The following is a 21,171-nucleotide window of genomic DNA, read 5'->3' as shown; positions in this document are numbered from 1 at the left end:
GGTCTTGCATTCACGGCGCCTCATGGCAAGTCTGCGTGCATGAAGAGATTGAGCCAAGACCCGACAGACCCGTCATTTGTTCAGCATCCCTACGAATTCTACGCCAAGGCCCGGGATGCGGGCCCACTATTCTTCTGGCCCGAATACAACATGCCTGCAGCGGCCTCGCATGCGGCGGTGCAGGCGCTATTTCGGGACAAACGCTTTGGGCGCGAAGTTCCGAAGGAACTCGCATCCGAGGGGCCCAAACATCTCTCCCCATGGCTGGAGATCGAAGCGCATTCCCTGCTGGAAGCGGAACCACCGCGCCATACCCGTCTTCGCGGTTTGGTTCTTCGGGCGTTCACGTCACGCTCTATCTCGGCACTTGCGTCCGATATCGAAAAACTATGCCATCAGCTGATCGACGCTTTTCCGGATACGGAATTTGATTTGTTGCAGGCCTATTGCACGAAAGTTCCGGTAGTCACCATCTGCCGCCTGTTGGGTGTTCCCGAAGACAAGGCGCCACAATTGCTTCGCTGGTCGCACGCAATGGTCTCAATGTACCAGGCGAGCCGAACGCGACAAACCGAGGACGATGCCGCCCAGGTGTCAAAAGAATTCGCGGATTTTCTGCGCAGCTACGTCGATCATCGCAGAAATGACCCGCGCCCCGATTTGATAACCCGACTGATTGCCGCCGAGGAGGAAGGTGAAAAACTCTCTGGCGAAGAACTGATCTCCACCTGCATTTTGCTGCTGAACGCCGGGCACGAAGCGACGGTTCATGCCATTGGAAACGGCGTCAAAACTCTGCTGGAAACAGGTGCCGACGCACGGGTTTTCAGGCCTGATCGCATAGACAGAACGGTTGAAGAGATACTGAGGTTTGATCCACCGCTTCATATGTTCACCCGCTACGCCTATGAAGATGCTGAACTTTTCGGCCACAAATTTCAACGCGGCGACCAGGTTGCCTTGCTGTTGGGTGCTGCGAACCGTGATCCTGAAATCTGGGCTGATCCGAGTACCTTCAACCCGGCTCGGGACATTCAAACCAATACGAGTTTTGGAGGAGGCCTGCATTTCTGTGTCGGCGCACCACTCGCCAGATTGGAAATGCGCATAGCTCTGCCAATCCTGTTCGAGCGCTGCCCGTCGCTTCGGCTCGCGTCAGAACCGGAATACGCAGACAGCTATCACTTCCACGGATTGACCAGATTGCAGGTTTCACTCTGATCATCAAACCCGGAGAGTAGCCATGGGTAACGGGGGCAACGCCCTCCTACGCAAACGTCATGCCTCAGCCAGCGCGTTCAGAGGCAGCATCGTAGTCGATTTGATTTCCTCCATCGACAACAGTGCGGTTACATTGTGCACCCTGACTTCGGAAATCAGAGCCTGATAAAAAGCATCATAGGCACGTGCATTTTTTACCCGCACTTTAAGAATATAATCGATGTCACCAGCCAGCCGATGAGCCTCCTGCACTTCGGGTCGATCACGCAGCGCCTTTAGGAAGCGTTGCTGCCATTCGGCCTCGTGTTCTGAGGTACGTATAAGGACAAAGAACGTCGCTTCGAAACCCAGCGCTTCGGCATCCAGAAGAACAGTCTGCTGACCAATAACGCCGGCGCTTTTCAACTTGCGGATTCGATTCCAGACAGGGGTCTTCGAACTGCTCACACGCGAGGCGATTTCATCCAGAGACTGGCTGGCATCCCTCTGCAGCTCGGCCAGAATTTTCCGATCTGTGTCATCTATCCGAACCGACATTCCCTTTTTACCTCTCATTTGAAACCAGCGTCCCTTTGCAGGGCAACGTTGGAACGTATGTTCTTATTTAAGCGCCAGTATGGCGGTTGGTAGGGAATATTTCCTATATTGCAGATCAAGTCAAACCAACCCGAGACGAAACATGCAGCTTACGCATTCACATGATGGCATTGGGCACGTCGACTTTGTCGGCGCGGGTCCCGGCGATCCGGAATTGCTGACGCTCAAGGCGCTGAACGCCTTTGGGCGCGCTGATGTCGTGCTGCATGACCGCCTGATCAGCGCCGAGGTTCTGGAACTGGCTGGCAAGAATGCCTCTCTGCTAGATGTTGGAAAAGCCGGTTTCGGCCCATCCTGGAAACAGGAAGACATAGACGCCCTGCTGGTAAAATACGCCTTGAAGGGCCAGCGCGTGGTGCGTCTGAAATCCGGCGACCCGACCGTGTTCGGGCGTCTGGATGAAGAGATTGAGGCAGTCGAGGCCGCAGGCATTCCATGGCAGATCGTTCCCGGCATCACGGCGGCTTCGGCGGCTGTTGCGGGAATTGGCCAAAGCCTGACACGGCGCGGCCGCAACTCCTCGGTTCGCTTTCTGACCGGCCACGACATGAAAGGCTTTGCCGATCACGACTGGACCGCACTGGCGAGGCCCGGTTCGGTGGCCGCGATCTATATGGGCAAGAAATCTGCCCGCTTTATTCAGGGTCGACTGATCATGCACGGCGCCGACCGGGATACGCCGGTGACGCTGGTGGAAAACGCCACGCGCTCCGATCAACGCATTCTGACCACCACGCTGGACCAGCTGCCCAGTGATTTGAACGCCGCCGAAATGGACGGCCCCACCCTGACCTTTTATGGCCTCGCTCCGCGACAGGCGGCTCAGGCCCTGACCGAATTCAAGAAGGAGCACGCCTGATGGCCCGCGCTTTTACCCCCAAAGTGGTAACCGCCAACGACCTGTTGGAAGGTGACGTTGTCTATCTGACCGCAGACGACCGCTGGTCGCGCGAGCTGTCCGAGGCCGAGTTGATCACCGACGAAGCCCACGCGCAGGTCCGCCTGCTGGATGCCGAACGTCAGGCAAGCAAGATCGTCGGTGCCTATCTGGCCGACGCGGTTGCCGGCGACAATGGCCCCGAGCCCACCCATTTCCGGGAAGACTTCCGCCGGACTGGTCCGTCCAACTATGCCCACGGCAAACAGGAAACTTCCCCGCAGCCCCGGGCCTGACCTCTGGCCCTCTCTCTCCCCTTCAAGGCCCCAAGGTTCGGGGCTGCAACTAAGGACAGCTAATCATGTATCGCTACTCCGAGTTCGACACAGCATTTTTGGCAGAACGTAACGCGCAGTTCCGCGCGCAGGTCGAGCGCCGCATTGACGGCTCGCTGACCGAGGATGAATTCAAGCCCCTGCGCCTGATGAATGGCCTTTATCTGCAGCTGCACGCCTATATGCTGCGGGTTGCCATTCCTTATGGCACGCTCAACAGCGCGCAGATGCGCCAACTGGCCCTGCTGGCTGAAAAGTGGGACAAGGGCTATGGCCACTTCACCACGCGTCAGAACATCCAGTACAACTGGCCGAAACTGAACGACGTGCCGGATATGCTGGACGCGCTGGCCGAGGTTGGCATGCACGCCATCCAGACCTCGGGCAATACCATCCGCAACGTGACGGCGGACCATTTCGCCGGTGCCGCCGCGGATGAGGTCGCCGACCCGCGCCCCTATGCCGAACTGCTGCGCCAGTGGTCCACCGACCACCCTGAATTCCAGTTCATGCCGCGCAAGTTCAAGATCGCCATCACCGGCAGCGAAAATGACCGCGCCGTGATCAAGGCGCATGACATCGGCCTGCAACTGGTCGAGCGTGACGGCGTTTTGGGCGCCCGCGTCATCGTGGGCGGCGGTCTGGGCCGCACCCCGATGATCGGCAAAGAGCTGTCCGAGTTCGTCGCCTTTGACGACCTGCTGGCTTACCTCGAAGCCACAGTTTCCGTGTGGAACCAGATCGGCCGCCGCGACAACAAGTACAAGGCGCGCATCAAGATCACCGTGCACGAGCATGGCATCGACGCGATCCGCGCAAAGGTGAACGAGCGCTTCCTGAAGGTCCGCCCGCAGTTCAAAGGCGCGGATATGAACCTGTTGGAGGAAATCAAAGGCCACTTTGCTCCGCCCACCTTCCGTGAAGGTTCGGTTGCCTCGTTCGAGAGTGCATACACCAACGATCCGGTCTTCCGCTCGTGGGTCGACACCAACATCGCGCCGCATAAGAACGCGGATCATGCGATCGTCACGATCTCGATCAAGAAGCACGGCCAGACGCCGGGTGATGCGACTGCCGAGCAGATGCGCGTAATGGCTGATCTGGCTGAAGAGTTCGCCTATGACGAGCTGCGCATCAGCCACGAGCAGAACGTGATCCTGCCGCATGTCCACAAATCGGACCTGCCCGCGATCCATGCGAAGCTGAAAGAGCATGAGCTGGCCACCGCAAATATCGGCCTGATCAGCGATATCATCGCCTGCCCCGGCATGGATTACTGCGCACTGGCGACCGCCCGCTCGATCCCGGTTGCGCAGCAAATCGCAACCCGCTTTGAGAACCTCAAGCTGGAGCATGATATCGGCGAGTTGAAGATCAAGATCTCGGGCTGCATCAACGCCTGTGGCCACCACCATGTCGGTCACATCGGCATCCTGGGTCTGGATCGCGCAGGCGTCGAAAACTACCAGATCACGCTGGGTGGTGACGGAACCGAAACCGCGGCCATTGGTGAACGTGCTGGACCCGGCTTTTCGTATGACGAAATCGTCCCGGCGGTTGAGCGTCTGGTCGAAGCCTACCTCGAACACCGCGAAGGACCTGAAGAGACATTCCTGCAAACCTATCGTCGTCTGGGTATGGCGCCATTCAAGGCGGCCCTCTACCCCGAGGCACAGGCCAATGCCGCTTGACCTGATCCAGACCGAACTGGGCAAGGACCGCCGTGAACTGACCGAAAAGGTCGAGGCGCTCAATGCCCGGTTCCGCCACCACAGCGCCCATGATGTAATGCATGGCGCGCTGGAGGCGGTGGATAACCTGGCGCTTGTCTCAAGCTTTGGGGCAGAATCGGTTGTGTTGCTGCACATGGCAGCGGTGGTCGACAAGGCAACGCCGGTCCTGTTCATCGACACGCAGATGCTGTTTACCGAAACGCTGACTTACCAGCAGGAGGTCAGCGAACGGCTGGGGCTGACGAATGTCCAGATCATCCGCGCGGATGACGAGGATGTGCAGCGTGACGATCCCTACGGAGCCCTGCGGCTGCGCGATACCGACGCCTGCTGTAATTTACGCAAGACCTTTCCGTTGCAAAGGGCGCTGGCAGGGTATTGCGGCTGGATCACCGGTCGCAAAAGGTTTCAGGCGGGCACACGCGCCGCGCTCGATTTCTTTGAAGTCGAGGACGGTACAGGCCGGATCAAGGTCAACCCGCTGGCCCACTGGGCGCCCGAGGATGTGCGCGCCTATATGGACGAAAACCGCCTGCCCCGGCATCCGCTGGTGGCCAAAGGATACCCTTCGATCGGCTGTGCGCCCTGCACCTCACCGGTCAAAGAGGGCGAAGACCCCCGCGCCGGACGTTGGCGCGACCAGAACAAGGAAGAATGCGGCATTCATTTTGTCGATGGCAAGATGGTGCGCGCCGGAGAGAAAACATGAACGTAATCGTAACGGATGAGGGGTTTGCCCCTGATGACTGGACCGACGGCTATGTCACGCTTGACGATGCCGCCAATGACGTGGTTGCGCTGGACGTGACCTCGGATACTGACCCGGATGATCTGGTGGATCGTCTGGGCGGCGTGAAAATGGTGCGGGTGGATTTCCCCTCGTTCGCCGATGGACGCGGTTTTACGATCGCGCGCACGCTGCGGCTCAAGGGGTTCACCGGTCGTCTGCGGGCCAAAGGCCACGTTCTGGCGGATCAATACGCCATGGCGCGCCGCAGCGGCTTTGACGAAGTTGAAATCGATCATGCTCTGGCAGCCCGCCAGCCCGAAGATCAATGGCTGGCCCGCGCCAATTGGCAGGGTCACAACTATCAGGCCCGCCTGCGCGGATAATTCCGCCGATCGCCAGCTTGTGACGGGATGGGGGCAATCTGCCCCCTTTTCCTGACTTGAATCAAAGATTAAACGGAGATGCCGGTTTAGTTGATCGGCAGTGAAACGATGACAGAGATGAAATCCGTGACCGAAGCAACCGCCGTCAAAGCCCCCGTCCTGCCGGACGCTCAAACAGTATTGGACGTGAAACACTGGACCGACAGCCTGTTCTCGTTCAAGGTGTCGCGCCCCGCCAGCCTGCGTTTCCGCTCGGGCGAGTTCGTGATGATCGGCCTGCTGGGCGACAACGGCAAACCGCTGCTGCGTGCCTATTCCATCGCCTCCCCCAGCTGGGACGAGGAACTTGAATTCTATTCGATCAAAGTGCAGGACGGCCCGCTGACCTCGAAACTGCAGCACATCAAGCCGGGCGATCAGATCATCCTGCGGCCAAAGCCCGTCGGCACGCTGGTGCATGACGCGCTGCTGCCCGGAAAACGTCTGTGGTTCTTTGCCACCGGAACCGGCTTTGCCCCCTTCGCTTCTCTGCTGCGCGAGCCGCAGACCTATGAGGATTATGACGAGGTCATCATCACCCATACCTGCCGCGAAGTTGCCGAACTGGAATATGGTCGTCAGTTGATTGACAGCATCCGTCAGGACGAACTGCTGGCCGAACTGATCGGCGAGGGCTTCGCCGACAAGATTCGCTATTACCCGACAACAACCCGCGAAGAGAGCCCGAAGATGGGCCGTATCACCGAATTGCTGAAAGACGGCACTGTCTTTACCGACCTTGGCATCGAAAACGGCATTCAGGCCGAAACTGATCGTGCGATGGTGTGTGGTTCGCTCGCTTTCAACCACGATATCAAAGCAATTCTGGAAGAGTTCGGCCTGCGTGAAGGCGCAAACTCGGACCCGAAGGAATTCGTGATTGAAAAGGCTTTTGTCGGCTGAACTGCCTTGCCGGTTGGGGGCGATGGTGCTCAACCGGCAAAAACCGATGCGATTCCCAAGATTTTCAGGCGCCCCAATGCGGATGGCGCTTGAAACGCTTTGAGCGCCAGTCTAAATTCCAGCCTCGAATTTCTGCAATTATCAAAGGAATGAACCCATAGCCCGCAGACCTCACAACGCGCCGCCGCAACGAGATACTGGCCCGCGCGTCAATGACAAGATCCGTGCCCCCGAAATCCGCCTGATCGGCGCAGAAGGCGAAAATGTCGGGGTGGTTCATCCCGCCAAAGCTATGCAACTTGCCGATGAGGCTGGTCTGGACCTTGTCGAGATCTCGCCGAATGCCAATCCTCCTGTCTGCAAGATCATGGATTTCGGCAAATTCAAATACGAAACGCAAAAACGCGAAGCCGAAGCGCGCAAGAAACAAAAGATCATCGAGGTGAAAGAGGTCAAATTCCGACCCAACACCGACACCCACGACTATGACGTCAAGATGCGCAACGTGGTCAAGTTTCTGGAAAACGGCGACAAGGTAAAGGTCACGCTGCGGTTCCGTGGCCGCGAGATGGCACACCAAAATCTCGGGCGCGAACTGCTGGAACGTGTCGCCGAAGACATCAAGGAAATCGGCAAAGTCGAAAACATGCCGAAGATGGAAGGCCGTCAGATGATCATGATGATCGGCCCGCTGCCGCAGAAATAGCCCATCCCTTGATAAACAGACGAAGCCCTGCCAGCACCCAAAAGGCGGGGCTTTTTTTATCAGATTTCGTTTCATCCGTTCATGAACGGTTTCGCCAGTTTCCAGTACTAATTGACAGGTAGCCTCAAGTGACAATCCGGGATGCGAACAAAGGCGACGCCAGCAGTCTAGCGGCACTCAGTATCGAGGTGTGGTTGGGGACTTACCTTCGCCAGGGCATCAGCGGTTTCTTCGCGGACTACGTTCTGTCCGAATACACCGCATCCCGGTTCGAAAACCTTATCGCTTCGGGCGACGATTTTCTGGCTGTGTCAGAAGGCCACGATGGGATCGAAGGCTTTATTCATGTCTCGCGCAACTGCCCAGCACCTGCAGGTGTACCGTCGGAGACCGAAATTCAGACACTGTATGTCCGGCCCAACCAGCACGGCAAAGGAATAGGCAAAAAGCTACTTCTGTCTGCGGTTGCCTATTGCAATACCGTTTCTGCCCCATCGGTCTGGCTTACCACCAACTCAGAAAACACCCCCGCAATAGCCTTTTACCATTCGCAGGGGTTCACCGACGCAGGAACAACGCATTTCCGCATCCAGGATCAGGCATACCCGAACAAGGTATTCCTGCTGGATCTTTCCCGCGCCGAAACCTGAGAATCCGGCGTCTCCGAGAGTATCCCCGGCACTCTAGCGAGCTACTCAGGCAGAGCCTCGGATATTGCGCCGGACAACTTGGTGACCAGTTCATCAATCTGAGCATCTTCGATGATGAACGGCGGCGCCAAAAGGATGTGGTCGCCGTTTCTGCCGTCCCGCGTGCCGGACATCGGGTAACAAATCAGCCCCGCAGCTACTGCCGCTTTCTTGACCTTGGCAGCAACACCCAATGACGGGTCAAACGGCGTCCGCGTTTCGCGATCAGCCACCAGCTCCACACCACGAAACAGCCCCCTGCCCCTGATATCACCCACATTCGGGTGCTGGCCAAAGGCCGCTACCAACGCTGATTGCAGCTTTTCCCCCATGACACCTGCGCGTGCCGGCAGATCACGGCCTGTCAATTCCCGAACTACCGCCAGGGCAGCCGCCGTTGCGACAGGGTGACCGATATAGGTGTGGCCATGCTGAAAGAACCCCGATCCATCCCGGATCGCGTCAAAAATCTTACCAGTACACAACATCGCACCAATCGGCTGATATCCGGCGCCCAACCCCTTGGCGATACACAGAATATCCGGCGCCACACCATCATGGTCACAAGCAAACAGATGCCCCGTGCGCCCCATGCCGCACATAACTTCGTCCAATATCAGCAGCACGCCGTATTGATCGCAAATCTCACGGATGCGCTTGAAATACCCCTCAACCGCCGGTACGGCACCCAGCGTCGCGCCGACCACCGGTTCAGCCATGAACGCCATTACGGTGTCCGGACCAAGACGCAGAATTTCGGCCTCCAACTCGTTGGCGACACGCTGACCATAGTCAAAACTGCTCTCACCATCAGGCTTTTCTGCATACTCATAGCAGGGTGCGATATGGCTCATTTCGATCAGAAGCGGAGCAAACTGTGCCCTGCGCCACTCATTCCCTCCAGCCGAAAGCGCCCCCAAAGTATTGCCGTGATAGCTTTGCCGACGCGCAATCACGCGGCGCCGTTCTGGCTGGCCGGTCTCAAGAAAGTACTGCCGCGCCAGCTTGATCGCAGCCTCTGTCGCCTCGGACCCACCGGACACGAAATATACACGGTCCAGATCCCCCGGCGCATGTTTGATCAACAGGTCCGCTAGTTCTTCCGCCGGCTCCGACGTCATGAAACCGGTATGTGCAAACGCGATCTTCTCTACCTGTTCCTGAACCGCCTTGATCACCGCCGGGTTCGAGTGACCGAGACAGGACACCGCAGCATCACCACAGTCCAGATACTGCTTGCCATCGGCATCAATCAGATAACATCCATCCCCGCCTGCGGCGACAGGAAGAACCGATTTGGTATGGCGTGGAAATACGTGACTCATTTCAAATTCCTTTCAAGCGCGCTTGTCAGTGCCGCGACCGAAGAGGCATTGTCCGGCCAGGGATTTCCGTCAGCATCGGTCAGGCTGTTCTCGAATCCAACCCGCAAATCTCCGCCCCGTTTGGCCGCCTCCAGCAAACAGGCATGTTCCTGCGCCCCAAAGGCGCACACCATCCAGTTGTCCCGGCTTGCCGGAAACCGGTCCAGATCACCGGGCGACGACGCCATCCCCTCGGAATAGCGCCCAAGAACCAAAAGCCGTTCGGACTGAAGCGCCCGAACGATGCCCTGTTCCTGCCAGTCTTTTAGTTGAATCGCATCATCCGCGTCATACAGAATATGCTGCACCCGGGTACCCTGATCTTCACAAAGGCCATAGATACGATCCGCCAGTTCCGGTGACCGCGCAACTTCCCGCACAGATATCGATGCCCAAGCAGGCCGGACGCCTTTCAGGCAATCGAGCTGTGCCTGCACGTCGTAAATCCCTGCCGCCTCGGTCGTTATCTGAATTTGCAAATCAGGAACCGCACCCCCCAGTTCCCGGATAACTTCCCGATACAGCCCGGAATCCAGACTGTGTCCGCCATCTTCCTCTCGGACATGCAGATGAAGCCCCTGAGCGCCCGCCAAAAGACAGGATTTCGCAGTCCGGACGATTTCTTCTGTCCCAACCGGCAACGCTGCGTGATCGGTGTGTCCCCACCTCGCACCATTGGGTGCAACCAGAATGAAAGGTTGCCTTACCCTACCGTTCTCTTGATCCTTCAGCGCTGAAATTTCCACGGCATCAAACATACGCAAGCCCTGTTCAAAGTTCATCCGGGACACTTGCAGCGGCAAGAGGGCGTTTTCAATTCATACAGTCAAGAACATTTGTTCTTTTTTCACAAAAAAACCCCGGCTTTAAACCGGGGTTCGCAAGAAACAAAGCGGTTCTTCAGCCGATAGCCTCGACTGCGCGGCGCGTCATAACACTGACTAGATGCGCACGGTATTCTTTGCTGCCATGCAGATCGCCAATCATGTTCATCGGGTTGATCTGCAGCCCCATCAGTGCATCAGGCCGGAATTCCTTAGCCAAGGCCTGTTCGGCCTCGGACCAGCGAAACACGCCATCTTCACTGGCACCGGTTACCGCAACCCGAACACCATCCGCGAACCGAGCCACAAATACCCCAACCAGAGCAAAGCGTGAGGCCGGTTGCAAAAACTTCTGATAGCTTGCCGCCTGCGGCACAGGGAACCGAACAGAGGTGATGATTTCACCCTCGTTCAGAGCCGTCGTGAACATTCCCTGAAAATAATCATCCGCAGCAATCTGGCGCGTATTGGTGATGATTGTCGCCCCGGACCCCAAAGTCGCGGCGGGATAGCACGCCGCAGGGTCGTTGTTGGCCAGCGAACCACCCAGTGTTCCCCGATTACGCACGGCAGGATCACCAATGTGCCCCGCCAATTCCGATAGCGCCGGATACTTGTCGGCGGCTTCAGCGGAAACCGTCGCATGGGTTGTTGCCCCGCCAACGGCCAACGAACCGTCATCTTCTACGCAGACGCCTTGCATCTCCGCGATCCCACTCAGCGAAACCAGTTTAGACGGCGCCGCCAGGCGCTGCTTCAGCGTCGGGATCAGGGTTTGACCACCTCCCAGCGCCTGCACGTCCTCCCCTCCTAGCGCCGCGGCTGCATCCGCAATCGTCGCCGGTTTTTCAAACTCGAAATTGTACATTTCGTACTTCCTTTCCGAAGAACACCGATCCGTTCTTCATCTGGCTATAAATACTCTGGGGGTCTGGGGGCATTGCCCCCAGCCTCTCAGCATTCATTCAGCTGTTCATTGCCGCCCAAACACGTGACGGGCTAACTGGCATGTCGATATGATCGACCGCCTTGCCTCCCGATTGCAGCGCGTCGACCACCGCATTGACCACAGCCGGCGGTGACCCGATTGCTCCGGCCTCGCCACAGCCTTTCACGCCCAGCGGATTGTGGGTGCATGGCGTTTGGCTGGAATGATCGACACCATAGAACGGCACGTCATCCGCACGCGGCATCGCGTAGTCCATGAACGAAGCACTCAGCAGCTGACCATTCTCGTCATAGGCACAGTTCTCCAGCAGTGCCTGACCGATGCCCTGACCGATGCCACCATGGACCTGACCATCAACAATCATCGGATTGATAATGTTGCCAAAATCATCCGCCGCCGTGAACTTTTCGATCGAGACCTGCCCGGTTTCCGGATCAACCTCGACTTCGCAGGCATAGGCACCCGCTGGGTAAGTAAAGTTCGCCGGATCATAGAATGCCGTCTCTTCAAGCCCCGGCTCGGTGAATTCCAGCGGATAGTTATGCGGAACATAAGCTGTCAGGGTCACGTCCCCCCAGGCCACAGACTTGTCGGTGCCCGCCACAGTGAACTGGCCATCCTTCAACTCGATATCAGCTTCTGAGGCTTCCAACAGGTGCGCGGCAATCGTCTTGGCCTTGTCGATGACCTTTTCGGTCGCCTTGACCATGGCCGAACCACAGACCGCCAGCGACCGGGACCCATAGGTGCCCATGCCAAAGGGAATCTTGGACGTATCGCCATGCACAATCTCGACCATCGACTCGTCAATACCGATCATGTCCGCGACAATCTGCGGGAACGAAGTTTCGTGTCCCTGTCCGTGGCTGTGCGCCCCGACCATCACACTGATTGAACCGGTCGCATTCACCCGAACGGTCGCCGCATCATAAAGACCCGCGCGCGCGCCCAGCATGCCGACGATGTTCGATGGCGCGATGCCGCAAGCCTCGATATAGCAGTTGACGCCCAGACCGCGCAGCATGCCATTGGCCTCGCTTTGCGCACGACGACCGGCAAAACCTGCCAGATCCGCAGCCTGCTCCAGCTTATCCATCGTTCCGTTATAATCGCCGGTGTCATAAGTCAACGCCACCGGAGTGTCATACGGGAACTGAGTGATAAAGTTCTGCCGACGCAAAGCTATTGGATCAACGCCCAGCTCACGCGCGGCTTTGTCGATCACACGCTCGATCTGATAGGTCGCCTCGGGCCGTCCGGCACCGCGATAAGCATCGACAGCGACAGTATTGGTGAACATCGCCTTCACGTTCACCTGAATGACCGGCGTCTTGTAGTTGCCTGCCATCAATGTCCCGTGCAGCCAGGTGGGAACCGAGCTGGAAAAGGTCGACAGATACGCACCAAGGTTGGCATAGGTATCCGTACGTAGGCCGACAAAATTGTTATCCGCATCCAGCGCCAGTTCAATCTTGGTCACATGATCACGGCCCTGCGCATCCGACATGAATGCTTCGCTGCGGCTGGATGTCCACTTCACCGGCCGGTTACAGGCTTTGGCCGCAAAGGTACAAAACGCCTCTTCGGCGTAATGGAAGATCTTTGTTCCAAAGCCGCCGCCGACATCCGGGGCCACCACGCGTACCTTGTGTTCAGGCAAACCCAGAACAAAGGCGCACATCAGCAGGCGGATCACATGCGGATTCTGCGACGTGGTATAAAGCGTATAATCCTGAGTGCCCCTGTTGTATTCGGCCACCGCCACGCGGGGCTCCATCGGGTTGGCAACAAGACGGTTATTGACCAGTTCCAGCGTGGTGACATGCGCCGCGTTGGCGAACACTTCGTCCACCTTGGCATTGTCCGCCTCGCCCAGCATCCAGTCATAACAGATGTTGTTCTTTAGGTCGTCATGGACAAGGGTGGAACCCTCCTGAGCTGCCGCCTTCATATCCATTACGGCGGGCAGTTCCTCGAGGTCCACGTCAATCGCCTCGGCAGCGTCCCGCGCCTGCTCCAGCGAGTCCGCAATCACTGCTGCAATCGGATCGCCGACATGGCGCACTTTACCCTGCGCCAGAATAGGGTGCGGCGGTTCCTGCATCGGCGCGCCGTGACGGTCGGCAACTTCCCAGCCGCAGGGCATCCCGCCCACGCCTTCAAAGTCCTTACCGGTAAACACCCGCACAACCCCCGGCATGGCTTCGGCCGCCGAAGTGTCAATGCTCTTGATACGGCCATGCGCCATATCTGATCTCAGAAAATGGACATACGCCTGACCATGAACGTTAATGTCGTCTGTATAGTTGCCTGCTCCGGTCAGAAAGCGCACGTCCTCGCGGCGCTTGGAACTGGCTCCGATGCCACTGTCTTTGGGCATTGCTTGTTCTCCTCCCTGGAAAAGAATTTTCTCAGAAAATTCTCTGTGGCCGCTTTACGCGGCGGCGATGTGACTCACGTCCTGACCGGATGCGGCCATGATCGCCTTGACGATATTGTGATATCCGGTGCAACGGCACAGGTTGCCCTCAAGATACTTGCGAATTTCGGCCTCGGTCGGGCGCGGGTTATCTTTCAGCAGCGCTGCCGCGCTCATCACCATGCCCGGTGTGCAGAATCCGCATTGCAGGCCATGGTGGTCCTGAAACGCCTGCTGGATCACGTTCAGCGACCCATCTTCGTCGGCCTGTCCTTCGATCGTCCCGACATCAGCCCCATCAGCCTCGAGCGCAAGCATGTTGCAGGATTTGACCGCCTCGCCATCTACGTGAACAACGCAGGCACCGCACTGGGCCGTATCGCAACCGACATGAGTTCCGGTCAGCGATAGATGTTCGCGCAGAAAACTGGACAGCAGGGTCCGGCCTTCGACATCCCCGGTCACGGCCTTCCCGTTCACGGTCATTGAGACCTGTGTCATGAGATCCTCCCTTTTGATTTTCTCCCTTGGCCCTGAGTTAAACATGGGAAAATTCGTTTGAGAACAAAAATATTTACCGAATTTTCCTTCGACTGCAGCGCCCGACTTTTTAAACCTATGGCACTGGGTCTGACGGACAAAAATGCCGTTGCGTCACTTTACCCTGCCCGCGCGCGGTTGCGGTCTGGTGGGAATTTCCTTGAGCAATCCCCCGACGCCCATGCCGGCGATATCTGCGCCAGTTGTTTCAATGCCGCAGGCCACCCGGGACAAAACCCAGTCAGCACCGTTAAGCGCGGGCGAGCGTGCGCAACCGGGCAGACCAATGACCGGTCGCTCGCCAAGAGCGCCAAGAAACAAAAGGTTTCCCGGGTCAACCGGCATTCCGAACCGGTCGACACTGCCGCCCGCAGCACGCACAGCAGTTGGCGCAATATCGGCCGGATCGGACGTGGCTGAACCGGTCAGGATCATTGCAACCTCGCCTTTCAGATCAGAAATCGCCCTTGCTAGATCAGGAATTCGGTGAGGTACAACCTGAACGTCGCACAAATCCATGCCCAATGCCTCAACCCGGGTCCGGATCGCTGCAATGCCCTTTTCATTGGACGGCCCACCCGGGATATCGGTGACCACAAGGCCCGCCGTATTGTGAACCGGCGGTATCAGCCGAACAGCATCACGCGCCAGATTCGCGGCCCGCAATACGTCCGCCCGAGGTACGGCATAGGAAATGATCTTGATCGTCGCCACCATGCCCCGCGGTCCCATCTGCTGATATTGCGGAACCGTGGCCACCGTGATCATGGGGTGCACCTGATTGAATTGCTGGATCGCCGGGATATCCAGAACCACAACACCCGGCCCGTCAGCCAGAATATTCACCCGGCCCGTAAACGCTTCGGTCACGTGCAGGTTTACTTGCTCGGGCTCGGGCACAAGTGCTTTGGCCAGCATCCCGGCCGCTTCATCCTCGTGGCAGTCGCCGGACTCCATTCGTGCCACTATGACTTCGGCAACGCCCCCGGCCATCAACTTCGTGATATGCCGGGCGTCCAGCATTACGCCCTTTCGGATCTTCTGCTCACCAACCGTGATAGAGTGAGCCAGAATTGCCCCTTCGGCTTCATCAACCGGAACAGGCCCGAATTTCATGCTTTACCCCGCAAAACGGCGGTCATCTCGGCCAAAATGGCAACGGCAATTTCCGATGGTCCAGCAGCACCGATATCCAGACCAACCGGACCATGAATGCGCGCTATTTGCTCGTCCGAGAAACCGGCCTGCTTCATCCGGTCCACGCGCTTGGCGTGCGTTCTCTTAGACCCCAGCGCTCCGATATAGAACACTCCGGCACTCAGAGCAGCCTGCAATGCGGGATCATCCAGCTTGGGATCGTGGGTCAGCAACACCAGCGCGGTCCGCGAATCCAACCCCAAGCGCGCCACAGCCTCGTCAGGCCAATCCGTCAGAATGCGTTCCCCGGGGAAGCGCGCGTTCGATGCGAAGGTCTCGCGCGGATCAATGATCGCCGGATCATAGCCCGCGATCCGTGCCATCGGAACCAGCGCCTGCGCAATATGAACCGCTCCGACAACGATCAAACGTAGTGGAGGATTATGCACAGCGACAAATGTCTGCCCGTCCTCTTCGAAGCCGGATCGATCGGCCCTCAAACGGTCCGAATAAGCATTGCGACGCAGGGCTCGTTTCCCGGTCTCAATGTTAACCTCATAGGCTAATGGCTCACGGTTGGCTCGGGCTGCGACCAGTTCTGCCAGCATAGCCTCCGGCAGGACGGATCCCACAGGCTCAACCAGCACGCGGATCGTTCCACCACAGGCCAGCCCAACGGCAAATGCGTCTTCGTCACTGACGCCAAATTCAAGTAGCCGGGCATCGCCCTCCTCTATGGCTTCGATCGCTTCGACGATGACCGCGCCTTCGACACAGCCGCCTGAAACGGAACCTTCGATCCGCCCATCACCACCTACAACAAGTTGCGCTCCCACCCGCCGGGGCGCGCTGCCCCAGGTTTCGACAACGGTCGCAAGTGCTGCACCGGTTCCGTCGCGGTACCAGTCCAGCGCGGTTTCGGGGCTGCTGTCGAATCGATCCATGGAACCCTCCGGGAATGTCTGGGATCAACATAGGGAGGTTTGGCGCAATGAAAAGCGGCCCGGCGGGAACACGGATCGCCGGGCCGCAACGCGCGGCACATGATAGCGCGAGTTGCCGCGCGCATTCTTGTGCCTATTCGGCTGGCTGAGGCTGCGATGGACGCCCTGCAAGGCGCCCCGGCAAGGCAAATGCAACTGCGATCAGGGCCAGGCCAAGGACAATGCCCAGAACATCACCGGGAATTGCCGTCAGCCCATCATAATCCGCATCCGGAACGGTTCCCAAGGTGACTTTGCCGCCAGCGATTTTGTTGAGAAGCCCGGTTGATTTCCAAAAGGGATAAGAAATCATGTAAGCCGCCGCTCCCAACAGTCCGCCTGCTATGAAAAACAGCGCATCCTTGCGGCCCGAACTGGCGGCAACCAAACCGGTGCCGGGACAATAGCCGGAAAAGGCCCAGCCGGCCCCCAGCAAAACTCCCCCCAAAAAGACGCCCGCGTAGGCTGTCTTGACCGACATATGCCCCACATCAACCAAACCCAGCATCTGGCCGCCAAACATAAGGACCGAGCCCACGCCAATTGCCAACAGTATCGATTTGGCAAGATTGAGGTTAGTGAGGTTCAACATCGAGTTAATGTAGGATGGGTTAGAGGCACCAACGCGATCCAGAACCGCGCCAAAGGCCGCTCCGATCACCAGTGCAAGAAGGATCGAGGTCATGGATCACGCCTCCTTTCTGAACATCAAAAGAGAAACCGGGATGGCTGCGGCGAATGCTCCGGCTGCGAAGATGTATCCGCTGACCGCAGTCTGCATCATCCCCGACATCATATGGCCCGAGGTGCAGCCACCCGCCAGACGGGCGCCGTAAAGCACTACAAACCCACCCAGAAATGCCGCCGCATACCGTTTGGCCGGGCTGTCCCCGAAATTGGCGCGCCACAGGGCCGGTATCTGGCGTTCGCTGCTTGAAATACCGCCGCGCACCTTCGCAGAGACCAAACCTCCGATCATCATCGCAATCACAAATACAAACGAATAATTCAGAGGGTTCGAGACGGACTTGGCATACTTTCCATTCGACTTGGCCAGATACGCATTGCTCGATGTGTATCCGCCCTCGTCGGTTGTCGTCACGAAGTCTGGGTTAACTGTATCAGCAAGGAGGCCATCCAGAATCACGAACTGCGTCGATACGCCGATCGGCTTGACCAGCAGGACTGCAGCAAAGAAGACCAATCCCAGTAACAGCCCTCCGATTTTCCAGTTCAGAGGCATGAGGTGTCCTTTCGGCGAGGTTACATTCTGTTTTCGGAATACATTACATATTCCAAATCTCGCATGACATAGATCAAAGTCACATTCAAAAAACACAAAGGATTGATTGTAAGGGGTTTCGACCCTAGCTTGCCGATGACCAAAGGCGCTAAGCGCTTGCATGGTTGGGAAATTTTTAAAACGGAGACTATGACTTGAAACGTTTTCTTGCGATTGGCACAGCACTTGGCCTTCTGGCATCCACTTCGGCGTGGGCCGACACTTTCGAGCGCTACGGAGAGGTCGAAGGCTGGAAGGTCTTCATAGATAATGAAAAGAAATCCTGCCTGATCGAGGCCGTCGACGACGCTGAAAACGTTGTACAGATGGGCCTGACCAAAGATCGCGCCGTAGCTTATGTCGGCGTCTTCACAAAGGCCAAGACAGACATCAAAAAAGGCGAGAAGGAAGGCGTGGCGATCCTGCTGGGCGACCAGCTTTATGTTGGTGAGGCAACCGGGATGCGCGGAAATATCACCAAAGGATATTCTGGTGGATATGTCCTGACTGACGACCCCAGCTTTGTCGATGCTGTGGCCAAGGAAAAAGTCATGGCTGTTTTTCCTGAAAAAGAGTTCGGCTTTACCGTCGATCTGACCGGCACCTACAAGGCCATCGAAATGGCCCGCGAGTGCAACGAAAAGCAGTTGTCTTAATCTCTAACGGGAAAGCGCGGCCATCAGTCGGGCTTTCTCACCCACATCATCTGGGGCCGAAATAGCAGCCGCCAGATCTTCCAGTGAAGCGATCGAATGTCCCGCGCGGAAACTGTCAACATGCGGTAGCATGGCCGCGACGCCTTTGGCTTTGGGTGCGAACCCATCCCACCGAAGCAACGGATTTAGCCAGATCAACCTGCGCGCGGACAGATGCAGACGCTCCATCTCACGTTCAAGGCTCTGCGTATCGCCACGCTCCAACCCGTCCGAAATCAGCAACACGACGGCCCCCTGCCCCATGACGCGCCGCGACCAGTCACGGTTAAAGTCATGCAGGCACTCTCCGATCCGAGTTCCACCTTCCCAGTCCTGCGCTTCTGATCCGGCGGCAGCCAGCGCCGCGTCAACGTCGCGCTGGTTCAGATGGCGGGTGATATTAGTCAACCGCGTGCCAAAGGTGAACGCATGGACCCGGGCCCATCCCGCCCCCTTGTTGTTTGAAACGGTGTGTAGAAAATGCAGGATGATGCGGCTGTATTGGCTCATCGAACCAGAGATATCGCACAGCACCACCAGATTGGGCCAGCGCGGTCTGGGCTGCATCCGCGCAATGTTCCGCAACTCCCCTCCCTGGCGCATGGCCGCGCGCAAGGTCCGGGCGCGGTCGATCCGGTGCCCCAGATGACTGGCCTGGCCGCGGCGGGATTCGATGGGCTTTACCGGAAGCGATAATCGTGCCAGCAAGCGTTTGGCCTGCGCAACTTCTTCGGTGCTCATCTGTTCGAAATCCAGCTTTCGCAACCGCTCTTCGGTCGAGGCGGTCAGAGAGGCGTCGATATCCAGCTCGGTTTCTTCGTTCTCCTGTTCCGGAATGTCGGGAAGATCCCGTTCGACCCCATCCAGCAACGCCTCGGCTGCGCGCTTTTCCCCGGCATCCGCCTTGCGTTCTTCCTGCACGCCGCGAATGGCAGGCAGCATCATGGACATCATATGTTCAAGATAACGCGGATCGCGCCAGTACAGCCGAAAAACCTGAGCAAATACGGTGCGATGTTCCGGACGGCTAACGAAACAGGCGTGCAGCGTCCAGAAGAAATCCTCTTTCTCGGTAAATCCCGCCGCCTCTACTGCCCGGATTGCATCCACCACCCTACCCGTGCCGATGGGCAGACCCGCTTTGCGCAAGGCACGTGCAAAATGGGTGATGTTCTGCGCCAGTTTGGGGTCTTCGGGGATATCCAGCGGAAGTTGCTCTGCCATTTCCCAGCTTCACCCACGCAGCCAAAAAGCAAGTAAGACAGCAGTTATCACCGTAGCAACAGGAATATAGTAATGCCAGAAATAACAATAAAATACAGCAAATCGACCAAAGCTAGAAACTGTCCTTTGAAAATCCGGAAGGTATGCTTCTAGTGCTTCCAAGGCCGACTGAGCCCTTAAGATTTTGTTTTCATCGTTTGCGTCAAGTTTGAGAACCCTATCCAAATCCTGCCCAAAGGCTTCAAGCTTTGATTTTGAGTTCTTATCATTCAAGTATTGGAGACCGACCACTTTTCGCCCGGCTATGTTCCAGCCTTGAAAGGAGCGTAGATCACCTAGCCACTGCACGGTGTGAGCGAAAACAGCAAACAATGCGAATATCATCAAGGCGCCATCCAAGTGAGACTTGCCAAATTTCAAAGGCCCAACTTGGCCATCCGCAAATTCCACCCAACCAAATTCTCGCGAAAAAAGCAAAACAGCTGCAAACCAGCAAGTCCGCCCTGTAACTCTAGTCGCACGAGAAATTGCCTGCTCACCGACAAAGTTCATGCGGTCTCCAGATTTTGCCTAGCCTGATCCAGAATGCGTTTTGCCTCGGACCCTTGCAGTTTTTGTATGTCGTCCTGATATTTCAAAATCGCGCCAAGCGTGTCTCCGATCACCTCTGGGCTAAGGTTGATGACATCCAGTGCCAAAAGGCACTTTGCCCAGTCGATGGTTTCGGCAACACCCGGCTTCTTAAACAGATCCTCGGTACGCAGTCGCTGGACAAATGCCACCACCTCGCGGCTGAGCGTCTCGGCTGCCTCTGGTGCGCGGGCGTGCAAGATCTCGATTTCGCGGTCGAAATCCGGATAGTCGACCCAGTGATAAAGGCACCGCCGCTTAAGCGCGTCATGCACTTCGCGTGTGCGGTTGGACGTCACGATCACGATTGGCGGCTCAGGGGCGTGGACAGTTCCCAGTTCGGGAATCGTCACCTGAAAATCGCTGAGCGCCTCCAGCAGGAATGCCTCGAACGGTTCGTCGGTGCGGTCCAACTCGTCAATCAGCAGAACCGGTGCGCCATTCTCATCCGGGCGCATGGCCTGCAAAAGCGGACGTTCCACCAGAAACTCGTCCGAGAACAATTCGGTTTGCAGCGCGGCGCGATCAGCACCTCCCGCAGCCTCAGCGGTTCGGATCGCCACCATCTGAGCCGGAAAATTCCATTCATAAACGGCCGAAGACGCATCCAGCCCCTCATAGCACTGCAACCGGATCAGCCGGCGTTCAAGACCAGCGGCCAATGCCTTGGCGATTTCGGTTTTGCCTACCCCTGCTTCGCCCTCCAGAAACAACGGCCTGCCAAGCTTGAGCGAAAGGAACACAACCGTGGCCAGCGCCCTGCCGCATACATAGCCTTGTGAACCAAGCAATTCCTGCACGGCGTCGATGGTTTGTGGTTGCGTCATGTGATGGTTTCTCCCTTGGCACAACAGGTCACGGCGGCGAGCGGACGTCAAGTCCGTGATCTTTCGGGGATTTACGCCTGACTG

General features: G+C 57.4%; 23 protein-coding genes. 10 read left to right on the top strand and 13 right to left on the bottom strand.

The annotated features are described in order from the left end of the window. Nucleotides 1–39 precede the first annotated feature (39 nt). A complete protein-coding gene (locus ACR0D6_RS07900) occupies nucleotides 40–1,221 on the top strand; it encodes a cytochrome P450 (RefSeq protein WP_480765085.1) in 1,182 nt (393 codons plus the stop codon). Nucleotides 1,222–1,278: 57 nt separating this feature from the next. On the opposite strand, the gene ACR0D6_RS07895 is transcribed toward ACR0D6_RS07900, so the two are convergent. Next, the gene (locus ACR0D6_RS07895; protein ID WP_170652297.1) at nucleotides 1,279–1,758 is read right to left on the bottom strand and encodes an Lrp/AsnC family transcriptional regulator; all 480 of its coding nucleotides are present in this window, start codon (nucleotides 1,756–1,758) and stop codon (nucleotides 1,279–1,281) included. A gap of 142 nt (nucleotides 1,759–1,900) precedes the next feature. On the opposite strand from ACR0D6_RS07895, the gene cobA reads away from it, so the two are divergent. The 8 genes from cobA (at nucleotide 1,901) to ACR0D6_RS07855 (ending at nucleotide 8,174) form a co-directional block, all read left to right on the top strand. After that, nucleotides 1,901–2,677, top strand: a complete 777-nt coding sequence (gene cobA / locus ACR0D6_RS07890; protein WP_480765084.1) for a uroporphyrinogen-III C-methyltransferase — start codon at nucleotides 1,901–1,903, stop codon at nucleotides 2,675–2,677. Further along, the gene (locus ACR0D6_RS07885) at nucleotides 2,677–2,991 is read left to right on the top strand and encodes a DUF2849 domain-containing protein (RefSeq protein WP_170652293.1); all 315 of its coding nucleotides are present in this window, start codon (nucleotides 2,677–2,679) and stop codon (nucleotides 2,989–2,991) included. Before cobA ends, ACR0D6_RS07885 begins: the two co-directional genes overlap by 1 nt. Nucleotides 2,992–3,056: 65 nt before the next feature. Continuing rightward, nucleotides 3,057–4,721 carry a nitrite/sulfite reductase gene (locus ACR0D6_RS07880; RefSeq protein WP_480765083.1) on the top strand — a complete coding sequence of 555 codons (1,665 nt, stop codon included), beginning with the start codon at nucleotides 3,057–3,059 and terminating at the stop codon, nucleotides 4,719–4,721. Next, a complete protein-coding gene (locus ACR0D6_RS07875) occupies nucleotides 4,711–5,472 on the top strand; it encodes a phosphoadenylyl-sulfate reductase (protein ID WP_170652289.1) in 762 nt (253 codons plus the stop codon). Before ACR0D6_RS07880 ends, ACR0D6_RS07875 begins: the two co-directional genes overlap by 11 nt. After that, the gene (locus tag ACR0D6_RS07870) at nucleotides 5,469–5,876 is read left to right on the top strand and encodes a DUF934 domain-containing protein (RefSeq protein ID WP_170652287.1); all 408 of its coding nucleotides are present in this window, start codon (nucleotides 5,469–5,471) and stop codon (nucleotides 5,874–5,876) included. The genes ACR0D6_RS07875 and ACR0D6_RS07870 overlap by 4 nt, the downstream gene beginning before the upstream one ends. 108 nt (nucleotides 5,877–5,984) lie before the next feature. Beyond that, nucleotides 5,985–6,818, top strand: coding sequence for a ferredoxin--NADP reductase (locus tag ACR0D6_RS07865; protein WP_480765082.1), 834 nt, complete (start codon nucleotides 5,985–5,987; stop codon nucleotides 6,816–6,818). A gap of 115 nt (nucleotides 6,819–6,933) precedes the next feature. Further along, the gene (infC, locus tag ACR0D6_RS07860) at nucleotides 6,934–7,524 is read left to right on the top strand and encodes a translation initiation factor IF-3 (protein ID WP_480765249.1); all 591 of its coding nucleotides are present in this window, start codon (nucleotides 6,934–6,936) and stop codon (nucleotides 7,522–7,524) included. Nucleotides 7,525–7,652: 128 nt separating this feature from the next. Next, a complete protein-coding gene (locus ACR0D6_RS07855) occupies nucleotides 7,653–8,174 on the top strand; it encodes an N-acetyltransferase family protein (protein ID WP_480765081.1) in 522 nt (173 codons plus the stop codon). A 41-nt stretch (nucleotides 8,175–8,215) separates the two neighbouring features. Here the strand turns inward: ACR0D6_RS07855 and ACR0D6_RS07850 are convergent, their stop codons facing one another. The 9 genes from ACR0D6_RS07850 to ACR0D6_RS07810 all read right to left on the bottom strand — a co-directional run bounded on the left by ACR0D6_RS07850 (nucleotide 8,216) and on the right by ACR0D6_RS07810 (nucleotide 17,672). Next, the gene (locus ACR0D6_RS07850; protein ID WP_480765080.1) at nucleotides 8,216–9,538 is read right to left on the bottom strand and encodes an aspartate aminotransferase family protein; all 1,323 of its coding nucleotides are present in this window, start codon (nucleotides 9,536–9,538) and stop codon (nucleotides 8,216–8,218) included. Then, on the bottom strand, nucleotides 9,535–10,359 hold the full coding sequence (locus ACR0D6_RS07845) for a beta-keto acid cleavage family enzyme (RefSeq protein WP_480765079.1): 825 nt from the start codon (nucleotides 10,357–10,359) through the stop codon (nucleotides 9,535–9,537). The genes ACR0D6_RS07850 and ACR0D6_RS07845 overlap by 4 nt, the downstream gene beginning before the upstream one ends. 118 nt (nucleotides 10,360–10,477) lie before the next feature. Continuing rightward, nucleotides 10,478–11,269, bottom strand: coding sequence for an FAD binding domain-containing protein (locus tag ACR0D6_RS07840; RefSeq protein WP_480725222.1), 792 nt, complete (start codon nucleotides 11,267–11,269; stop codon nucleotides 10,478–10,480). Nucleotides 11,270–11,366: 97 nt separating this feature from the next. Then, on the bottom strand, nucleotides 11,367–13,730 hold the full coding sequence (locus ACR0D6_RS07835) for a xanthine dehydrogenase family protein molybdopterin-binding subunit (protein ID WP_480765078.1): 2,364 nt from the start codon (nucleotides 13,728–13,730) through the stop codon (nucleotides 11,367–11,369). A gap of 54 nt (nucleotides 13,731–13,784) precedes the next feature. Continuing rightward, nucleotides 13,785–14,270: a (2Fe-2S)-binding protein gene (locus ACR0D6_RS07830; RefSeq protein ID WP_480765077.1), complete on the bottom strand. Its 486-nt coding sequence runs from the start codon at nucleotides 14,268–14,270 to the stop codon at nucleotides 13,785–13,787. Nucleotides 14,271–14,423: 153 nt separating this feature from the next. Then, entirely contained in the window at nucleotides 14,424–15,425 is a 1,002-nt protein-coding gene (locus tag ACR0D6_RS07825; RefSeq protein ID WP_170652273.1) for a molybdopterin-binding protein, read from the bottom strand. Then, the gene (locus ACR0D6_RS07820; RefSeq protein ID WP_480765076.1) at nucleotides 15,422–16,390 is read right to left on the bottom strand and encodes an XdhC family protein; all 969 of its coding nucleotides are present in this window, start codon (nucleotides 16,388–16,390) and stop codon (nucleotides 15,422–15,424) included. Before ACR0D6_RS07820 ends, ACR0D6_RS07825 begins: the two co-directional genes overlap by 4 nt. Before the next feature lie 133 nt (nucleotides 16,391–16,523). Further along, nucleotides 16,524–17,114, bottom strand: coding sequence for a DUF6691 family protein (locus ACR0D6_RS07815; RefSeq protein ID WP_480765075.1), 591 nt, complete (start codon nucleotides 17,112–17,114; stop codon nucleotides 16,524–16,526). Nucleotides 17,115–17,117: 3 nt separating this feature from the next. Further along, nucleotides 17,118–17,672, bottom strand: coding sequence for a YeeE/YedE thiosulfate transporter family protein (locus ACR0D6_RS07810; RefSeq protein ID WP_480765074.1), 555 nt, complete (start codon nucleotides 17,670–17,672; stop codon nucleotides 17,118–17,120). A 194-nt stretch (nucleotides 17,673–17,866) separates the two neighbouring features. On the opposite strand from ACR0D6_RS07810, the gene ACR0D6_RS07805 reads away from it, so the two are divergent. Next, nucleotides 17,867–18,367 (top strand): hypothetical protein, encoded by a 501-nt coding sequence (locus ACR0D6_RS07805; protein ID WP_170652266.1) that lies wholly within the window; start codon nucleotides 17,867–17,869, stop codon nucleotides 18,365–18,367. A gap of 3 nt (nucleotides 18,368–18,370) precedes the next feature. On the opposite strand, the gene ACR0D6_RS07800 is transcribed toward ACR0D6_RS07805, so the two are convergent. From ACR0D6_RS07800 to ACR0D6_RS07790, 3 genes are read right to left on the bottom strand one after another with little or no spacing between them, the layout of a single operon-like run. Further along, nucleotides 18,371–19,630: a vWA domain-containing protein gene (locus ACR0D6_RS07800; RefSeq protein ID WP_480765073.1), complete on the bottom strand. Its 1,260-nt coding sequence runs from the start codon at nucleotides 19,628–19,630 to the stop codon at nucleotides 18,371–18,373. Nucleotides 19,631–19,639: 9 nt separating this feature from the next. After that, complete coding sequence (locus ACR0D6_RS07795; protein WP_480765072.1) at nucleotides 19,640–20,182, bottom strand: hypothetical protein; 543 nt, start codon at nucleotides 20,180–20,182, stop codon at nucleotides 19,640–19,642. Beyond that, nucleotides 20,179–21,087 (bottom strand): AAA family ATPase, encoded by a 909-nt coding sequence (locus ACR0D6_RS07790; protein ID WP_480765071.1) that lies wholly within the window; start codon nucleotides 21,085–21,087, stop codon nucleotides 20,179–20,181. Before ACR0D6_RS07790 ends, ACR0D6_RS07795 begins: the two co-directional genes overlap by 4 nt. Nucleotides 21,088–21,171 lie beyond the last annotated feature (84 nt).

The sequence above is a fragment of the Ruegeria sp. BJ6 genome (assembly GCF_056537885.1).
Note: the sequence above shows the minus strand (reverse complement) of the source record. Positions and strands in the feature narration are given on the sequence as shown.